The 14,533-nt window shown below is 64.2% G+C and carries 15 protein-coding genes; 8 read left to right on the forward strand and 7 right to left on the reverse strand.

The window, feature by feature from the left end:
* Positions 1 to 56: 56 nt before the first annotated feature.
* From EB812_RS05030 to EB812_RS05045, 4 genes are all read right to left on the reverse strand, one after another.
* On the reverse strand, positions 57 to 488 hold the full coding sequence (locus EB812_RS05030; protein ID WP_118230584.1) for a hypothetical protein: 432 nt from the start codon (positions 486 to 488) through the stop codon (positions 57 to 59).
* Positions 478 to 1,068, reverse strand: a complete 591-nt coding sequence (locus EB812_RS11815) for an AtpZ/AtpI family protein (RefSeq protein WP_242621202.1) — start codon at positions 1,066 to 1,068, stop codon at positions 478 to 480. Before EB812_RS11815 ends, EB812_RS05030 begins: the two co-directional genes overlap by 11 nt.
* Before the next feature lie 257 nt (positions 1,069 to 1,325).
* Entirely contained in the window at positions 1,326 to 2,807 is a 1,482-nt protein-coding gene (locus EB812_RS05040; RefSeq protein ID WP_118230585.1) for a class I SAM-dependent RNA methyltransferase, read from the reverse strand.
* Positions 2,804 to 4,063, reverse strand: a complete 1,260-nt coding sequence (locus EB812_RS05045; protein WP_118230586.1) for an MFS transporter — start codon at positions 4,061 to 4,063, stop codon at positions 2,804 to 2,806. The genes EB812_RS05040 and EB812_RS05045 overlap by 4 nt, the downstream gene beginning before the upstream one ends.
* A gap of 204 nt (positions 4,064 to 4,267) precedes the next feature.
* Between EB812_RS05045 and flhB the strand changes: the two genes are divergently transcribed.
* Both flhB and flhA read left to right on the forward strand, forming a co-directional pair.
* Positions 4,268 to 5,356, forward strand: coding sequence for a flagellar biosynthesis protein FlhB (flhB, locus tag EB812_RS05050; protein ID WP_118230587.1), 1,089 nt, complete (start codon positions 4,268 to 4,270; stop codon positions 5,354 to 5,356).
* A 44-nt stretch (positions 5,357 to 5,400) separates the two neighbouring features.
* Positions 5,401 to 7,506, forward strand: coding sequence for a flagellar biosynthesis protein FlhA (gene flhA / locus EB812_RS05055; protein ID WP_118230588.1), 2,106 nt, complete (start codon positions 5,401 to 5,403; stop codon positions 7,504 to 7,506).
* Between the two features lie 95 nt (positions 7,507 to 7,601).
* Here flhA and EB812_RS05060 read toward each other — a convergent pair whose 3' ends face one another.
* From EB812_RS05060 to EB812_RS05070, 3 genes are all read right to left on the reverse strand, one after another.
* Complete coding sequence (locus tag EB812_RS05060; RefSeq protein ID WP_118230589.1) at positions 7,602 to 7,991, reverse strand: DVU_2496 family lipoprotein; 390 nt, start codon at positions 7,989 to 7,991, stop codon at positions 7,602 to 7,604.
* Positions 7,992 to 8,015: 24 nt separating this feature from the next.
* Positions 8,016 to 8,879: a zinc metalloprotease HtpX gene (locus EB812_RS05065; protein ID WP_118230590.1), complete on the reverse strand. Its 864-nt coding sequence runs from the start codon at positions 8,877 to 8,879 to the stop codon at positions 8,016 to 8,018.
* Between the two features lie 391 nt (positions 8,880 to 9,270).
* Positions 9,271 to 9,807: a superoxide dismutase family protein gene (locus EB812_RS05070; RefSeq protein ID WP_118230591.1), complete on the reverse strand. Its 537-nt coding sequence runs from the start codon at positions 9,805 to 9,807 to the stop codon at positions 9,271 to 9,273.
* Between the two features lie 163 nt (positions 9,808 to 9,970).
* Between EB812_RS05070 and EB812_RS05075 the strand changes: the two genes are divergently transcribed.
* The 6 genes from EB812_RS05075 to EB812_RS05100 all read left to right on the forward strand — a co-directional run bounded on the left by EB812_RS05075 (position 9,971) and on the right by EB812_RS05100 (position 14,467).
* Positions 9,971 to 10,582, forward strand: coding sequence for an RlmE family RNA methyltransferase (locus EB812_RS05075; protein WP_118230592.1), 612 nt, complete (start codon positions 9,971 to 9,973; stop codon positions 10,580 to 10,582).
* Positions 10,583 to 10,618: 36 nt separating this feature from the next.
* The gene (locus EB812_RS05080) at positions 10,619 to 11,356 is read left to right on the forward strand and encodes a YebC/PmpR family DNA-binding transcriptional regulator (protein WP_118230593.1); all 738 of its coding nucleotides are present in this window, start codon (positions 10,619 to 10,621) and stop codon (positions 11,354 to 11,356) included.
* An 80-nt stretch (positions 11,357 to 11,436) separates the two neighbouring features.
* Entirely contained in the window at positions 11,437 to 12,255 is an 819-nt protein-coding gene (locus EB812_RS05085; RefSeq protein ID WP_118230594.1) for an ABC transporter ATP-binding protein, read from the forward strand.
* Between the two features lie 277 nt (positions 12,256 to 12,532).
* Positions 12,533 to 12,985: an outer membrane lipid asymmetry maintenance protein MlaD gene (mlaD, locus tag EB812_RS05090; RefSeq protein ID WP_118230595.1), complete on the forward strand. Its 453-nt coding sequence runs from the start codon at positions 12,533 to 12,535 to the stop codon at positions 12,983 to 12,985.
* Positions 12,985 to 13,629 carry a Tgt2/MlaC family protein gene (locus tag EB812_RS05095; RefSeq protein WP_118230596.1) on the forward strand — a complete coding sequence of 215 codons (645 nt, stop codon included), beginning with the start codon at positions 12,985 to 12,987 and terminating at the stop codon, positions 13,627 to 13,629. The genes mlaD and EB812_RS05095 overlap by 1 nt, the downstream gene beginning before the upstream one ends.
* Positions 13,619 to 14,467, forward strand: a complete 849-nt coding sequence (locus EB812_RS05100) for an MlaA family lipoprotein (protein ID WP_242621203.1) — start codon at positions 13,619 to 13,621, stop codon at positions 14,465 to 14,467. The genes EB812_RS05095 and EB812_RS05100 overlap by 11 nt, the downstream gene beginning before the upstream one ends.
* Positions 14,468 to 14,533 lie beyond the last annotated feature (66 nt).

The following is a 14,533-nucleotide window of genomic DNA, read 5'->3' on the forward strand; positions in this document are numbered from 1 at the left end:
CGCTTAAGCGCCGGAACGGGCGTGCCGTAAACTTTGAGAAGACATATTCGCAAAGTTTATCTGCGCTGGCGTCCGGCTTTGCCCTGTTCGTGCGCGGCCAGAGCGTAGCTGAGCAGCGCACAGGCGCAGGCCGTGGCCATGCCGCCCAGCAGAGCCAGGGGCGGCGCGGCCCAGTGGACCAGGGCGGCGTACAGAATCGCGGCCACCACGGCCAGCCGGCCCAGCCAGCGCACAATGACAATGCGCAGAAAGGCCGTGCTGTAATCGCCCAGGCCGCGGCGCAGAAAGAAACGCGCCAGGCACCAGAACGTCCAGGCCATGACGGCCAAACCTACCCCGAACCAGAAAACCCAGGGGGTAACCGCAAAGAGCAGACCCCCGCCCAGCAGCGCCAGCGCTGTGAGCAAAATTTCGTTGCGCAGCAGGGCCCGTACAGCGGGATGGTCAATGCCGCGTCGCCATAACCAGGCGTCAATGCTATGGAACATCCGTCGCACTCTGTTCACCCCGGTCGGCGTCCGCCGTGTTCCCCTGTGCCGCGTCCGCTGTCCGCCGCGTCGTCTTTTCCGGCAAAGCGTCGTCCTGTGGGGCCTGTGCGGCGGCTGCGTTCGCATCCGCAACCGTCAGCCGCGGCGCGCTTTCCGCTTGTCCTGCCGACGGCGGCACGGCTGTTGCGCGTTGTGCCGCTTCCTGCGTTCGCGCCAGGCCTTTGGCCTTGTCGGCGTTGCGCCCGTGGGGGCCTTTCCCCCCGGGGCTGTCCGCAGTGCGCTGCCCGGAAGGCTCCGCGTCCGCTGCGTGCGTCAGGGCGGCCCGGCGTGCGGCGTCCTGGGCTTCAATCTTGCGCAGCAGGGCGCGCGTGTCGCGGTAAACGTTTAAAAAACCCGCGCCGATGCCCACCACCAGAAAAATCAGTTTGCACCAGGGGCTGGTGCCCAGCCAGCGGTCAAGCCCGTACCCGATGGCAAAACCCACAGCGGGCCCGCTGACCAGATGCAGACCGATGACCCCGGTGTTGGCCATGGCCTCCAGGCCGCTTTGCTGCTGCTTGAGAAAATCCTTGAACCACATGCGGCCTCCGGAACACACCCGGCGGAACCACCGTGTACGCCCAACGCTGTTCAAATTATCACAGGCTCTCGGACGCGTCAATGACTTTGGCCGGAAAAGCCCGCCGTCCTTTCCACATTTTTTGCGCTGCGGTTTTTTCGTCCGGGCTTCTTTACCCTGTTCCGCGTGCCGTCGTCCGCTTTTTCCTTGTTACCGCCTTGCGGCTGCCGCCCGCGTTGTTATGTGGCAGGCGCGTCGCTGTTTTTCCTTATTGGCGGCTACAGCCTTTGCCACAGGCTCAGGCATTCCACATGCGGGGTGTGGGGAAAGAGGTCCACCGCCGCCAGCCGCGCCAGCCGGTAGCCTTCGCGTAGCAAGGCGGCATCCCGCGCCAGGGTCGCGGGATTGCAGGAAATGTAAAGGATGCTCCTGGGCCGCAGCCGCAACAGTGCCGCGAGCGCCGCCGGGGCCAGGCCTGCGCGGGGCGGATCCGCCAGGACCATATCCGCCGTTGCCGTCCGCTCCTGCAGCAGCAGCGCTGCGTCCCCGGCCGCATACCGGCAGTGGTCCACGCTCAGGCCTGCGGCATTTTCCCGCGCCAGGGCCACAGCGCGCGCATCCTGCTCCACGCCGTACAAACGGGAAAAGGCCGGGGCCAGCAAAAGGCCCGGCGCGCCCACACCGCAGTAAAGGTCCAGCAGTTCTTCTCCGCCCTCCGGCAGCAGGTCCAGGGCCGTGCGGGCCAGAATCTGCGCCGCGCTGGTATTGACCTGAAAAAATGAGGCCACGTCCAGAGTAAAAAATCGGCCCAGCAGGGGCAGATGGAGCCGGGCGGCCTCCGGCCGGGACCGGCCCGTGGCGTCCAGCACGTCCACCCGCCGTTCGCCCAGAGTCAGGGCGTCCGCTCGGCCGCGTTCTTCATGCACAAAGGCCGCCATGTGGGGGAAAGCGGCCAGCAGCTCCCGGCCCAGGCCGCGTACTGCGGCCCGCGCCGTGGCGTCGCCGGGGCTGGTGAGGCAAAGCGCCCACCAGCGCGGGCTGCGCAGATCCGCCGCCAGGCCGCGCCGCAAGGTCAAAAAACGCCAGAAGCCGCCGGCCTGCTCCGCGTCCCTGCCCAGAAGCATCCGGTTCTGAAAAGTCCGGCTCTGCCTGCGCCGTGCGGGTTGATGGCGCTGCTCCGGGGCATTCCAGGCGTTCAGGCCGTTGCGGCGCGCCAGATCTTGGGCTAGGTTTTGGGCTGCTGCGGCCATGCGCAGGGCTTCGGGCGGCAGCAGGGTACAGCCCGGCACGGGCGTCACCCGGCGGCCGCCGCGCTCGCGCAGGCCCAGCACGGGCAGGCCTGCTGCGTCCGGGCCAAAGGCCAGCTCCATTTTGTTGCGAAAGCGTGTTGTGGCGGGCGAGGCCGCCACCGGTCCCAGCAGGGCTTCAAGCTCCGGGCGGGGCAGGCCGCCCACGCGCTCCAGGGCGTCCAGAACCAGGGTACGCTTCCAGGCCAGTTGACGCGCCTGCGGCAGCGTCTGCAAGGGGCAGCCGCCGCAGGCATCTCCGTGCGGGCAAAGGGGCGGAACCGCGTCCGGGGTTTGCCGCAGCACTTCCGTAGAGGCGGCCTCCCAGAAGCGGGGCTTGCGGCGCAGCACCCTGGCGCGCACCTGCTGTCCCGGCAGGCCGCCCACAACAAAAACCACGGTTCCGTCCAGGCGCGCCACGCCCCGGCCGTCGTGGCTCAGCCCGTGGATTTCCAGAATCGGGTCTGCGCTCATGCGTTGCCTTTCTGCCCGGATTTGCGCGGGGCGTGGCGGTAGTGGGCCAGGCTTTCCGCCGCGTCGTCTTCCCGTAGAAACAGGGTCAGCAGCAGGGCCGTGCCCAGCGCGCCCATAAAGACCACGTCAGCAGCGGCGTATCCGCCGGTAAGGTCGTAGGCGTAGCCCATGATGGGGTAGCCGGCGCAGCGCAGAATAATGAAGATGGACACGAATTTGTAGGACGGCAAAAAGTTTTCGCTGCCGAAGTAGTAGGAAACCGCAGCGGGCAGCACTGTCCACAGGCCGCCGATGCAGGCGCCGAAGACTACGCTGAACACGGCGAGGTTGAGCAGGGTGTGGGGCAGGAAGCCCATGCCCATGCTGGCAAGACAGGTGGACATGACCAGACGCGAGGCCGTGAGGGGGGTGAGCCTGTCGCAGATCCAGCCCCAGAAGTATTTGCCCAGAGCGGCAAACAGGGCGGCAGTGCAGGCCAGCAGCATGGCGGGGTAGGGGGCCAGACCCAGGTCGGCGAAGCGGGGCTTCATTTGACTCATGACCGAAGACCCCACCATGAGGGCCAGGCCGAAGGCCAGCCCCATGCAGTAGGCCTGGGGCGTATGCAGCATGGCGTTGAAGGAGGTATCCTGGTGCTGCCGCTTTTTGGGCTGGTAGGGTTCGTGGCGGCGGCCATCGGGGTGCAGGCGCATGTCCTGGGGGGAGTCGCGCACCATGAGCCAGGAGAGGGGCGCCAGCGAACAGGTCAGCAGGCCCAGGGCCAGGTAGGCCGTGCCCACGCTGAAGGTATTGATGAGGACCATGCTCAGCAAGGGCAGGATGACGCCGGAAAGGGAGGTGCCCGCATTGGCCAGACCAAAGGCGCGGCCCCGGAAGTGGTGGAACCAGTTGCTCACGAGGGCGTTGCCCACCACGCCGCCGCAGATCTGGGTGGAAACCCAGGCCACGGTAAAGAGCAGGGTAAACAGGGGCAGACTCGTGGTGCCGCCCAGCAGGATGGTAGCGATGCCCCCGGTGAACGCCCCGATGGTCATGAGGCGTCGCAGGGAGTGGCGGGCGCAGAGCCCGGCGGCCAGGGGCATGGCGATCTGCCCCACAAGAGTGGCCAGCCCCATGCCCACGTTGAGCTCTGCGCGCGTCCAGCCGTTGAGGGCGCAGAGGGGCTCCATAAAGGCGTTCATGCAGTAGAGCACCGTGCCCTGCAGCATAAAATTGCCGCTCATGGAAAGCAGGCTGATTTTCCAACCGTAAAACACGCGGGCCTCCTGCACGGGGAGCGGCGCCGACAATTTTTTGAAAGTGGCGTTGCGTTGTTGAACATAACGCCAAAGGCAGCGGCGCTCAAGCCCACAGGGCCGTGAAAAGGAAAGATTCCTTACCGCTGGCAACTGGGCACGATTTTTGCTTTATTCCCTCGGCAAGAGCCGCCGTCAGGGCGGCGACGCAAGGGGGCGCGGCGCATGTTCGGCAAGCAGACGGATCCCAGCAGAACGGAACAAGCCACACCAAAACGGCGCAGCAAAAACCGGGAGGAGGGCAATGTTCCCAAGTCGGCGGAGCTGGGCAAGGCCGTGAGCCTCACGGCAGGGGTGCTCTGCCTGTATGCCCTGATCGGCCCCATGACCGAGCGGATCAAAGCCCTGTACCGGCATTTTCTGGGCCATGCCTGGGAGTTCGACCCCAACCCCGAAAACGTCTACAGCCTTAGTCTGGACCTCATGGCAGAGGTCGCCAAGCTCATTTTGCCCGTGCTGCTGCCCCTGGCCCTCTGCGCTTTGGCGGCACAGCGTCTGCAGGTGGGCAAGCTCTGGACCACCAAGGTCTTCAAGCCCAAACTGCAGCGCTTCAACCTTATCAAGGGGTTGAAGCAGATGTTTCTTTCGCCCCAGACCTTGCTGCGTTCGCTCAAAAGTCTGCTGTTTTCCCTGATTCTTACGCTCATTCCCGGCTATGTGCTCTATGCGGAGTATGAAAATTTTCTGCCCATGTACTACGCCACCAGCGAAGGCGTGGCCGCCTACATGCTGCGCATGGCCTTCAAACTCGCCTGGTATGCGCTGCTGCCCATCCTGGCCATTGCCGCCTTTGACGTCTGGCAGACGCGCTTTGCCTACAACGAAGGCATGAAAATGACTAAGGACGAAGTGAAGGATGAGCAGAAGCAGGCTGAAGGCGACCCCATCATCAAAGGGCAGCAGCGCAAAAAAATGATGGCCGCCATGTCCAAGCGCATGCTCCAGAGCGTGCCCAAGGCCGACGTGGTGGTGACCAACCCCACCCACATTGCCGTGGCCCTGCGCTACAATACCGCCGAGGCTCCGGCCCCGGTGGTGCTGGCCAAGGGGGCGGACCACCTGGCGGAGAAAATCAAGGAAATAGCCCGCGAAAATCGCATCCCCATCAGGGAGAACGTGCCCTTGGCACGAGCTTTGTATAGTTCTGTGGAAGTGGGGGACATGATCCCCGAAGATTTGTACAAGGCCGTGGCCGCAATACTGGCCAGCATCTGGAAGCTCAAGCCCCGCGCGGCCGGCCCCGGTTCGGCCTAGGTCCGGACGCAGCCCCTGCGGCCCCACAGTGAGGTGTCAGAATAATGGCAACAGCGACCCTTCCGCAAATAGACTACAGCCGCTTTTCCAAGCACGGCGAAGTGGCCCTGGCCGCCGGCGTGGTCATCATTCTTTTTGTCATGCTGGTGCCTCTGCCCACGTTTTTTCTGGATATCATGCTCTGCGTGAGCATTTCCATCTCTCTGCTCATTCTCATCACCACCATGTTCATGACTTCGCCGCTGGAGTTCACCATCTTTCCTTCTCTGCTGCTGGTGACCACCTTGCTGCGGCTTTCGCTCAACGTGGCCTCCACCAGGTTGATTCTGCTCAACGGCAACATGGGGGCCAGCGCGGCGGGCGAGGTCATCCGCGCTTTCGGCCAGTTTGTGGTGGGCGGCAGCTATGTGGTGGGCGCGGTCATCTTTCTTATTCTGTTCATTCTCAACAAGGTGGTCATCACCGCGGGCACCACGCGCATCGCCGAAGTGGCGGCGCGCTTTACCCTGGACGCCATGCCCGGCAAGCAGATGGCCATTGAGGCCGACCTCAACGCCGGGCTTATTGATGAGGAAGAAGCCACCAACCGCCGGGCCGCCATGCGGAAGGAGGCCGACTTCTATGGCGCTATGGACGGCGCGTGCAAATTCGTCTCCGGCGACGTCAACGCCGGCATGTTCATCACCCTGGTCAACATCGTGGGCGGCATCATCATCGGCATGGTCCAGAAAGATATGGACTGGAACACGGCCCTGACCACCTATTCCCTGCTGACCATCGGCGATGGTCTTGTCAGCACCATTCCTTCCATCGTCACTTCCACGGGCACGGGCCTGCTGGTTTCGCGCGCGGCCTCCGAGGCCCGCATGGGCGAAGAATTTCTGGCCCAGCTCACCTTCAACGCCAGGGCCCTCAAGCTGGTTTCCGCCGTGCTGCTGCTGTTTGCCCTGGTTCCGGGCCTGCCCACCATTCCCTTTCTTATCCTCTCTGCGCTCATCTTCAGCGTGTCCCGCCTGAGCGCGCAGCGTGAGGAAGCCCAGGACGCCGCTGCGGCCAAAAGCAAGGCCAAAGCCAAGGCCAAGGGCTCCGGCGTTGCCGACACCCCGGAAGAAGTGCAGGCCCTGCTGCCCCTGGATATTCTGGAGCTGGAAGTGGGCTACGGCCTCATCCCTCTGGTAGATGAGGAGCAAAGCGGCAATCTGCTGGCGCGCATCCGCTCCATCCGGCGGCAGTTCGCTCTGGATATGGGCGTGGTCATCCCCTCCCTGCACCTGCGCGATAACCTGCAGCTCAAGCCGGGGCAGTACGCCTTGCTGATCAAGGGCAACCAGGTGGCTTCGGCAGAAATACTGGTGGACCACTTCCTGGCCATGGACCCCGGCAACGTGACCACCAAGATCAGCGGCATTGAAACCCGCGAGCCGGCCTTCAACCTGCCGGCCCTGTGGATACCCGCCAGCCAGCGGGAAGAAGCCATGCTGGCCGGCTATACCGTGGTGGACCCGGCCACGGTTATCGCCACCCACCTCACCGAGGTCTTCAAACGACATTTGTCCGATTTTCTGGACCGTCAGGCCGTGCAGGCCCTGCTGGACACCCTGGCCAAGCACGCGCCCAAGGCCGTGGAGGATCTGGTGCCCAACGTTCTGCCCCTGGGCACAGTGCAGAAGGTGCTGCAGCTGCTGGTGCGCGAAAACGTCGGCATCCGGGATATGCTTACCATTGTGGAAACCCTGGCGGACTTCGGCCCTGGCGTCAAAAATGCCGAAATGCTTACGGAATATGTACGCGAACGGCTCTCTCGTTCCATTGTGCGGCCCTATCTGGACAGCCAGGGCGCGCTGCCCGTGCTGACCCTGGCCGCCAACGCCGAACGCGCAGTGCAGGAGGGCGTGCGCCATGCCGACAACGGCGCGAGCTTCCTTTCGCTCAACCCGGTCGTGGCGCAGCGCCTGGTGCAGAACATCAACGCAGCGGTGGAAAATGCCGTCAGTACCGACGGTCAGCCCGCCCTGCTGGTCAACCCCGTCATCCGGCCCCATCTGGCCCAGCTGGTGACGCGCTTTCTGCCCAATGTGCCCGTCATTTCTCAGGCGGAAATCCCCCAGGACATCCGTCTGCAGTCCGTGGGCGTGGTGGCGGCGGAATAACAAGGGCCCCGCTTGTGGCGGGGCCCCCATGCAAGAAGCGGCGGCGCGGGCAGTCAGGGCCCGTGTCGCCGTTTCTTTGCGCCTGTGGCGGCGCGTTAAATATTCTCCGTCACCCAGTCCACCACCTGCGCCATGCGCTTGAGCATATAGCGGTGAGACGGCAGGGGCTGGGCCAGATCGTCCAGGTCGCCGTCCAACCGGTAGATGCGCCAGTCGCCTTCAGGCAGCCGTCCCGCGGCCACGTCGGCGTTGACGGCCGCCCTGGCCGCGCCGGGAGAACAGAACAGCTCAAAATCGCTGGCTCCGGGGTCCAGCACCACGTCCGCGCCGCCGGCGATATCAATGATGTAGTTGCCCGGAGCGTACACATAGACGTAGGGGCAGGGCTCCGAGGGGGGGGCCGGTGTGGGGGCCGGGGCGGGTTCCGGGGTTTTGACGCAGGCTGTCAGGACCAGACTGGCCATGAGAAAAAGGCGTGTGCGCATGAAAACAAACCTCGCCAAAGGGGCCTAGCCCCGCTGCTGTTGCCGCGCCAGTGCCTGCAGGCGGCGGATGCGTTCCTCAATGGGCGGATGGGTGCTGAACAGGCCGGCCATCCCGCCGTGCGCAAACATGGGCGTGACAATGAACATCTGTTCCGTGCTGGGGTTGCCGTCCTGCATGGGGATGCGGCCGCTGGCCGCGCCCAGTTTGGCCAGCGCGCCCGCCAGGGCCAGAGGTTGCCCGCAAAGGGCCGCGCCCGTGTCGTCCGCCAGATATTCGCGTGAGCGGGAAATGGCCATCTGGATGAGCCCGGCCGCCAGCGGAGCCAGCAAGGCCATCATCAGGGCCGCCAGCGGATTGGCGCCGCCTTCTCCTTCACGATTGCCGCCGAAAATGGCCGTGAACTGAAAAATATTGGCCAGGGTGACAATGGCCGAAGCCATGACCCCGGCAATGGTCTGGATGAGGATGTCGCGGTTTTTGATGTGCCCCATTTCGTGCCCCAGCACCCCGCGCAGTTCCTCTGGCGAGAGCAGGCGCATGATGCCTTCCGTCACGGCCACCACGGCGTGTTCCGGGTTGCGCCCCGTGGCAAAGGCGTTGGGCGCGGCTTCGGGCACCACGCAGATGCGGGGCTTGGGGATGCCGGCATTCCGGGCCAGCTCTTCCACCATGCTGTGCAGGGCCGGGGCTTCTTCCGGGGCCAGCTCCCGCGCGCGGTACATGGACAGCACGATTTTGTCTGAATACCAGTAGCTGCCCACATTCATGAGCAGCGCCAGGCCAAAGGCGAAGACGACGCCCGTGCGCCCGCCCAGCAGGCCGCCCATGGCGATAATAATGCCCGAAAGCAGACCCAGAAGAAGAACGGTCTTGATCTGACTGGTCATGCCAACTCCTTTGCTGCAGAAAACGTGGGAAGGCGCGGCGCAAGGCCGCACTCAGGATACTATAAGCACAAGGGGGGCGCTGGCAAGCGGTGCCGCGTCGGAAATGGGGCGCGGGGGAGCGCGAAAAGGCACGCGGGAAAAAAGGGAGAAGGGGCATACGCTGGCCGGGGCTTGTGCAGCCCTGCGGGCAGGGCCGTCAGGGCACGGCCAGCGTACGCCCCTTCCCCGTCACAAGGCCCGCGCGACCCCCTTAATATACGACAGGCCGCGCGGGGCGGTATTATTCAGAGTGTTGCAACGGTGCAATACTCTGGCGGTTGCGTGAGCTGACGCCCGCCGTGGAGGCGCAAGCGCACCTTATTGGCGCGGTTGGCGCCGGAGCGAGCGGGTCTTATTTAATAACGCCGCAGGCTATGCGCGCCCCGCCGCCGCCCAGCGGCGCAGGTATGTCGGCGTAGTTGTCGCCGCCGGCATGGATCATCAACGAGCGGCCGCGCAGGTCGGCAGTGGTCAGCCCCGGAGCGTGCAGCCTGGCCTTGACCATACCTTGGGCGTCGGCGGTGATGAAGGGCAGATCACCCTTGTGGCCAGGTTTGCCGGGGCCTTCGTGCCTGCCGCTGTGGGCGGGATCAAAATGCCCGCCGGCGGCCAGCCCGGCCACGTTTTTGCCGTCCTTGGGGGCCGGGGCGCACGAGGGGTTTTCATGAATGTGCATGCCGTGGGGGCCTGGCGGCAGTCCGGTCATCTCCACCAGAATGTCCACCCCGCCCTTGCCGTCGTCGGTAAAGACCACACTGCCCAGTTCCTTATCCACCCCGGCGTCCGTTATCTTGTGCACGGGCGTCGTGAGGCTTTCGGCCCGCACATGGCCTGCGGCCACTGTCAGAATACCGCCCATAAGCAGCAGAAGGGGAATGATTTTTTTCATATGGCTGTCTCCTGTGGGGGGCTTGCGACGTACGGAGGTCCGTACGCCTTTTTCACTTAGTAAAATACTACAAAATTGCGGCGGGGGGGTCAACGGCAAAGCGGGATTTGCGCCCCTTGGCGAACTGCACCAAAAGGTGTATGCTCACCCGTTGGGATATGTCATGAAGGAATATCGGGACCACTATTTTCTTAAGGCCAAGCGGGAGCACTACCCCGCCCGGTCCGTGTACAAGCTCAAAGAGCTGGACGCCAAGTTCCGCCTGCTCAGGCCCGGTCAGAACGTGCTGGATCTGGGCGCGGCGCCGGGCTCCTGGTCTTTGGGCGCGGCGGAGCGGGTCGGGGGCAAGGGGTTCGTGCTGGCCTGCGACATCCAGAGCACGGACACGGTTTTTCCCCCCCAGGTGGAGTTCGCGCAGGAGGACGTTTTTAAGCGTTCTCCGGCCTTTGAGGCCCGGCTTGCGGCGCTGGGGCCTTTTGACGTGGTGCTGAGCGATATGGCTCCGCGCACCACGGGCACGCGCTTCACCGACCAGGCCCGTTCTCTGGAGCTGGCTCAGGAAGCCCTGGCCGTGGCCCGACAATGGCTGCGGCCAGGCGGGCATTTTGTGGTCAAGATTTTTATGGGGCCGGACATTCAGGAACTGCTCGCGCCCATGCGCGCGGCTTTTGGCACGGTCAAGTCCTTCAAGCCCAAGAGCTCACGGGCGGAAAGCAAGGAAACGTTCTTTGTGGGCCTGCACTTTCACGGGCAGGACGCGCCGCCGGGCATCTGAACTTTTTACACACCGCAGGTTTTTTTCGGAGGTTTTATGTCAGGGCACAGCAAATGGGCCAACATTCAGCACCGCAAGGGACGCCAGGACGCCAAGCGCGGCAAAGTCTTCACCAAGGCCGCTAAAGAAATCATCATCGCCGCCAAGGGCGGGGGCGATCCTGCGGGCAACCCCCGTTTGCGGGCGGCCATCGCCGCCGCCAAGGCCGTGAACCTGCCCAAGGACAAAATTGACGCCGCCATCCGCAAGGGCACGGGCGAGGACGCGGGCGGCGACCTGACCGAAACCTTTTATGAAGGCTACGGCCCCGGCGGCATTGCCGTTATGGTGGAAGTGGCCACAGACAATAAAAACCGCACCGTGGCCGAAGTGCGCCACCTCTTCACCAAACACGGCGGCTCCATGGGCGAAAACGGCAGCGTGGGCTGGATGTTTGACCGCAAGGGCGTCATCAGCGTGGACAAAGCCGCCTACCCCGAAGACAAAATCATGGAAGCCGCCCTGGAAGCCGGAGCCGACGACGTCATTGACGATGAGGACGTCTGGACCCTCCACACGGCCATGGCCGATTTTGGCGCGGTGCGCGACGCTCTGGAGGCTGCGGGCATTGCCATGCAGTCCGCGGAGCTGGCCATGGTTCCCCAGAATCTGGTGGCCGTGGATGCGGACATGGGCCAGAAGGTGCTGCGTTTTATGGACGCTCTGGACGACAACGACGACGTGCAGAACGTCTACGCCAACGTGGATTTTCCCGACGATATGCCCACAGACTGACGCGCTTGCGCGCCCGTCCTTCCCGGTCTATACTGGTCAATGGCGGGCGCGTTGACGCGCCCCCACGCACAAGGAGCCGCATGGAAGCCTGGGACATTGCATTTCGCGCCCTGAGCGCGGGCTACAGCGAGCACGTGGTGCTGCGGCAGATAGACGCCGTGCTGCCGGGAGGCAAGGTTTCCGTCATTCTCGGCGGTTCCGGCTGCGGCAAGTCCACCCTGCTGCGGCAGGTCATCGGCCTTTCACGTCCGCTGGAAGGCAGCGTGCTGCTGGGCGGGCGCGATCTGTTTGCCCTTAACCGGCGCGATTTTCGTCGGGCGCGCCGCCATATGGGCGTGCTTTTTCAGGACGGCGCCCTGCTGGGGGCGCTTACCCTGGTGCAGAACGTTACCCTGCCCCTGAGCGAGCATTTGCGCCTGCCTAAAGCGCGCATCCGCGAGGCGGGCCTGCGGGTGCTGCGCCTGGTGGGGCTGGAAGATTTCGCGGATTATTATCCCAATCAGCTTTCGGGTGGCATGCGCAAACGCGCGGGTCTGGCCAGGGCCATCATTGCCGAGCCGCGCGTGCTGCTCTGCGACGAACCCACCAGCGGCCTGGACCCCATCACCGCCGCGCGCATGGACGCCCTTTTGCTCTCCCTGCGGCAGCAGATGCCCAGCATGACCCTGGTGGTGGTGAGCCATGACCTGGCCAGCCTGCGCGTCATTGCTGACCATGTGCTGGTGCTGGGCGAGGGGCGGGCGCTGTTTTCCGGCTCGCTTGCCGAGCTGGAGGCCAGCCCGGACCCGTATCTGCGCCAGTTTTTGCGGCGTGAGCCCGGCCCAGACGCCGGCACCAATCTTCAGGACCCGCCGGACCCCGTAGTGCGTCAGGCCCTGGACCACTGGCTGGCCTCCTGACCAACCGCTGCGGGCGAGGCCGTTCTTTGAAGGCGGCGGGCTCGCCGGAGGCCGTCCTGCGGGAGTTGCCCTGCAAAAGTTTCCGGCTTGGCCCCGCGAGATCGGGCCCCCCCGGAACAGGCCGCCTTTTGGGCGGTGCGCGGCCTGCAGCGCCCCGTCGCGGGCAGCGGCGGTGTGCCGCTGACGCAGACGCACGCGGGGCTTGAAACTTTGCCCCCGTGTCCGTATAGTTTTTTGTAGACCGTCACCCCGGTCAAACCGGCAAGCTGGATACCGCATGAACTCTGCTCGTGAAACTGCCGTGGGCCTTTTTGTCCTCTTGGGCCTGCTTTGTGTGGCCTATCTCACCGTCAAACTGGGCAAGATGGAATTGTTCAGTTCTCAGGGGTTTGAGCTGGTGGCCCGTTTTGATTCCGTTTCCGGCCTGCGTGTGGGGGCGGATGTGGAGATGTCCGGCGTGCCCGTGGGGCGCGTGGTGGACATCCGCCTGGATCCGGACCCGTTGCGCAACCAGGCCGTGGTGCGCCTGCGTCTGAACAAGGACCTGCAGCTTTCGGACGACAGCATGGCTTCCGTCCGTACCAGCGGCCTTATCGGCGACAAATACGTCAGCCTCTCGCGTGGGGGCTCTGACCAGATACTCAGCTCTGGGGGCGCCATCACGGAAACAGAATCTGCCGTGGATCTGGGCGCCCTTATCAGCAAATACGCCTTCGGAGGAGTCAAATAATGCCCGCCGTCAGGCCCATGCGCCTTTTCTCCGCCTGCCTTTTCCTGCTGCTGGCCCTGGCTGTTGTTTTGCCGGGGGCTGCGGCGCTGGCCGCTTCGCCCGCCAGGCAAGCTCTGGAAACCTCCATCAGCCGCATTCTCGCCAGCATTAAAAATCCGGACTATGTCAACCCGACCACCCGCGGCCCCTTGCGTCAGCAGATTGAGGACGAGGTGCTGCACATTTTTGATTTCGGCGAATTTTCTTCCCGCACTGTGGGGCCGCGCTGGCGCACCTTCAGCCCGGACCAGCAACGCCGCTTCAGTGACGCTTTCGCCGAGCTGCTTATCAATACCTATCTGAACAAAATCGACGGCTACAACGGCGAGCAGGTGCTCTACACCGGCGAAACCGTTTCGCCCGAAGGCCGGCGCGTGGAAGTGCAGACCCTTATCACCATGAAGGACGGCAAAAAGGTGCCCGTGGCCTACCGCATGCTGCCCAAACGCGGCTCCTGGTTTGTCTACGACGTGCTTATCGAAAATCTCAGTTTGGTCAAAAATTACCGCACCCAGTTTCAGGACATCCTGAACAGCGCTAGCCCTGACCAACTTATTGCCAGAATCCGGGCCAAGACCCAGGAGGTAGGGCAGGGTGGCAACTGACCGACGCGCGCTTGCCTGGCGCTTTCTGCACGGTGGCCTGCTGGCGCTGTTTGCCTTGTTTTGTTGCCTGCGGGCCGCGCCCGTCACGGCGGCCCCCACTGCGGAGCCGACCCCTTCCGCTGTCTACGGCAACGCCCCGGCCCTGCCGCCCGGCGCCGTCACCGTGCATCCTTATGGAACTATGCGCGTTTCCGACAGTCTGGACGACTATGACGACGCGCCTCTCAGCGCCATCGCCGACCCCCTTGAACCCTGGAACCGCTTCTGGTTCCACTTTAACGACATTTTCTTCCTTTACGTTGCCAAACCTGTTTACACGGCCTGGGAGTACATCACCCCCCACCAGCTGCGCAGCGGGTTGAAAAACTTTTTTTCCAACATTCTCTTCCCCGTGCGCTTCATCAATAATATTCTTCAGTTCCGCTTTATGGAGGCCGGGGTGGAGTTTGGCCGTTTTTTCATTAACACCACCACCAGCGCGGGCTTTGCCGATGTGGCCAAAGGCCTCAAAACTGTGGTGCCCGTGGACCCGGCAGGCGAGGACTTCGGTCAGACCCTGGGGCGCTGGGGCCTGGGGCACGGCTTCTATCTGGTCTGGCCCTTTATCGGGCCCAGCTCGGCGCGCGACACCGTGGGCCGCGTAGGCGACCTCTTCGCCGAACCCATGTTTTACCTGCAGCCCTGGGAGCTGAGCGCCGCAACGGGCGGAGGCCTGCGTTTTAACGCCTTGGGCGATGTGCTGCCCCTTTACGACGACCTCAACTCCGTGGCCGTGGACCCCTACATCGCCATGCGCGAAGCCTACGTCAGCTTCCGCCGGGCGCAAGTGCTGCACTAGCGCGCCATGTGCTTGCCGCAGGCCAGTCCGCCGCACGCCGCGCCCGTCCCGCCGGCCTCCACGGCT

Source organism: Desulfovibrio legallii (assembly GCF_004309735.1).
GTDB classification, from domain to species: domain Bacteria; phylum Desulfobacterota; class Desulfovibrionia; order Desulfovibrionales; family Desulfovibrionaceae; genus Desulfovibrio; species Desulfovibrio legallii.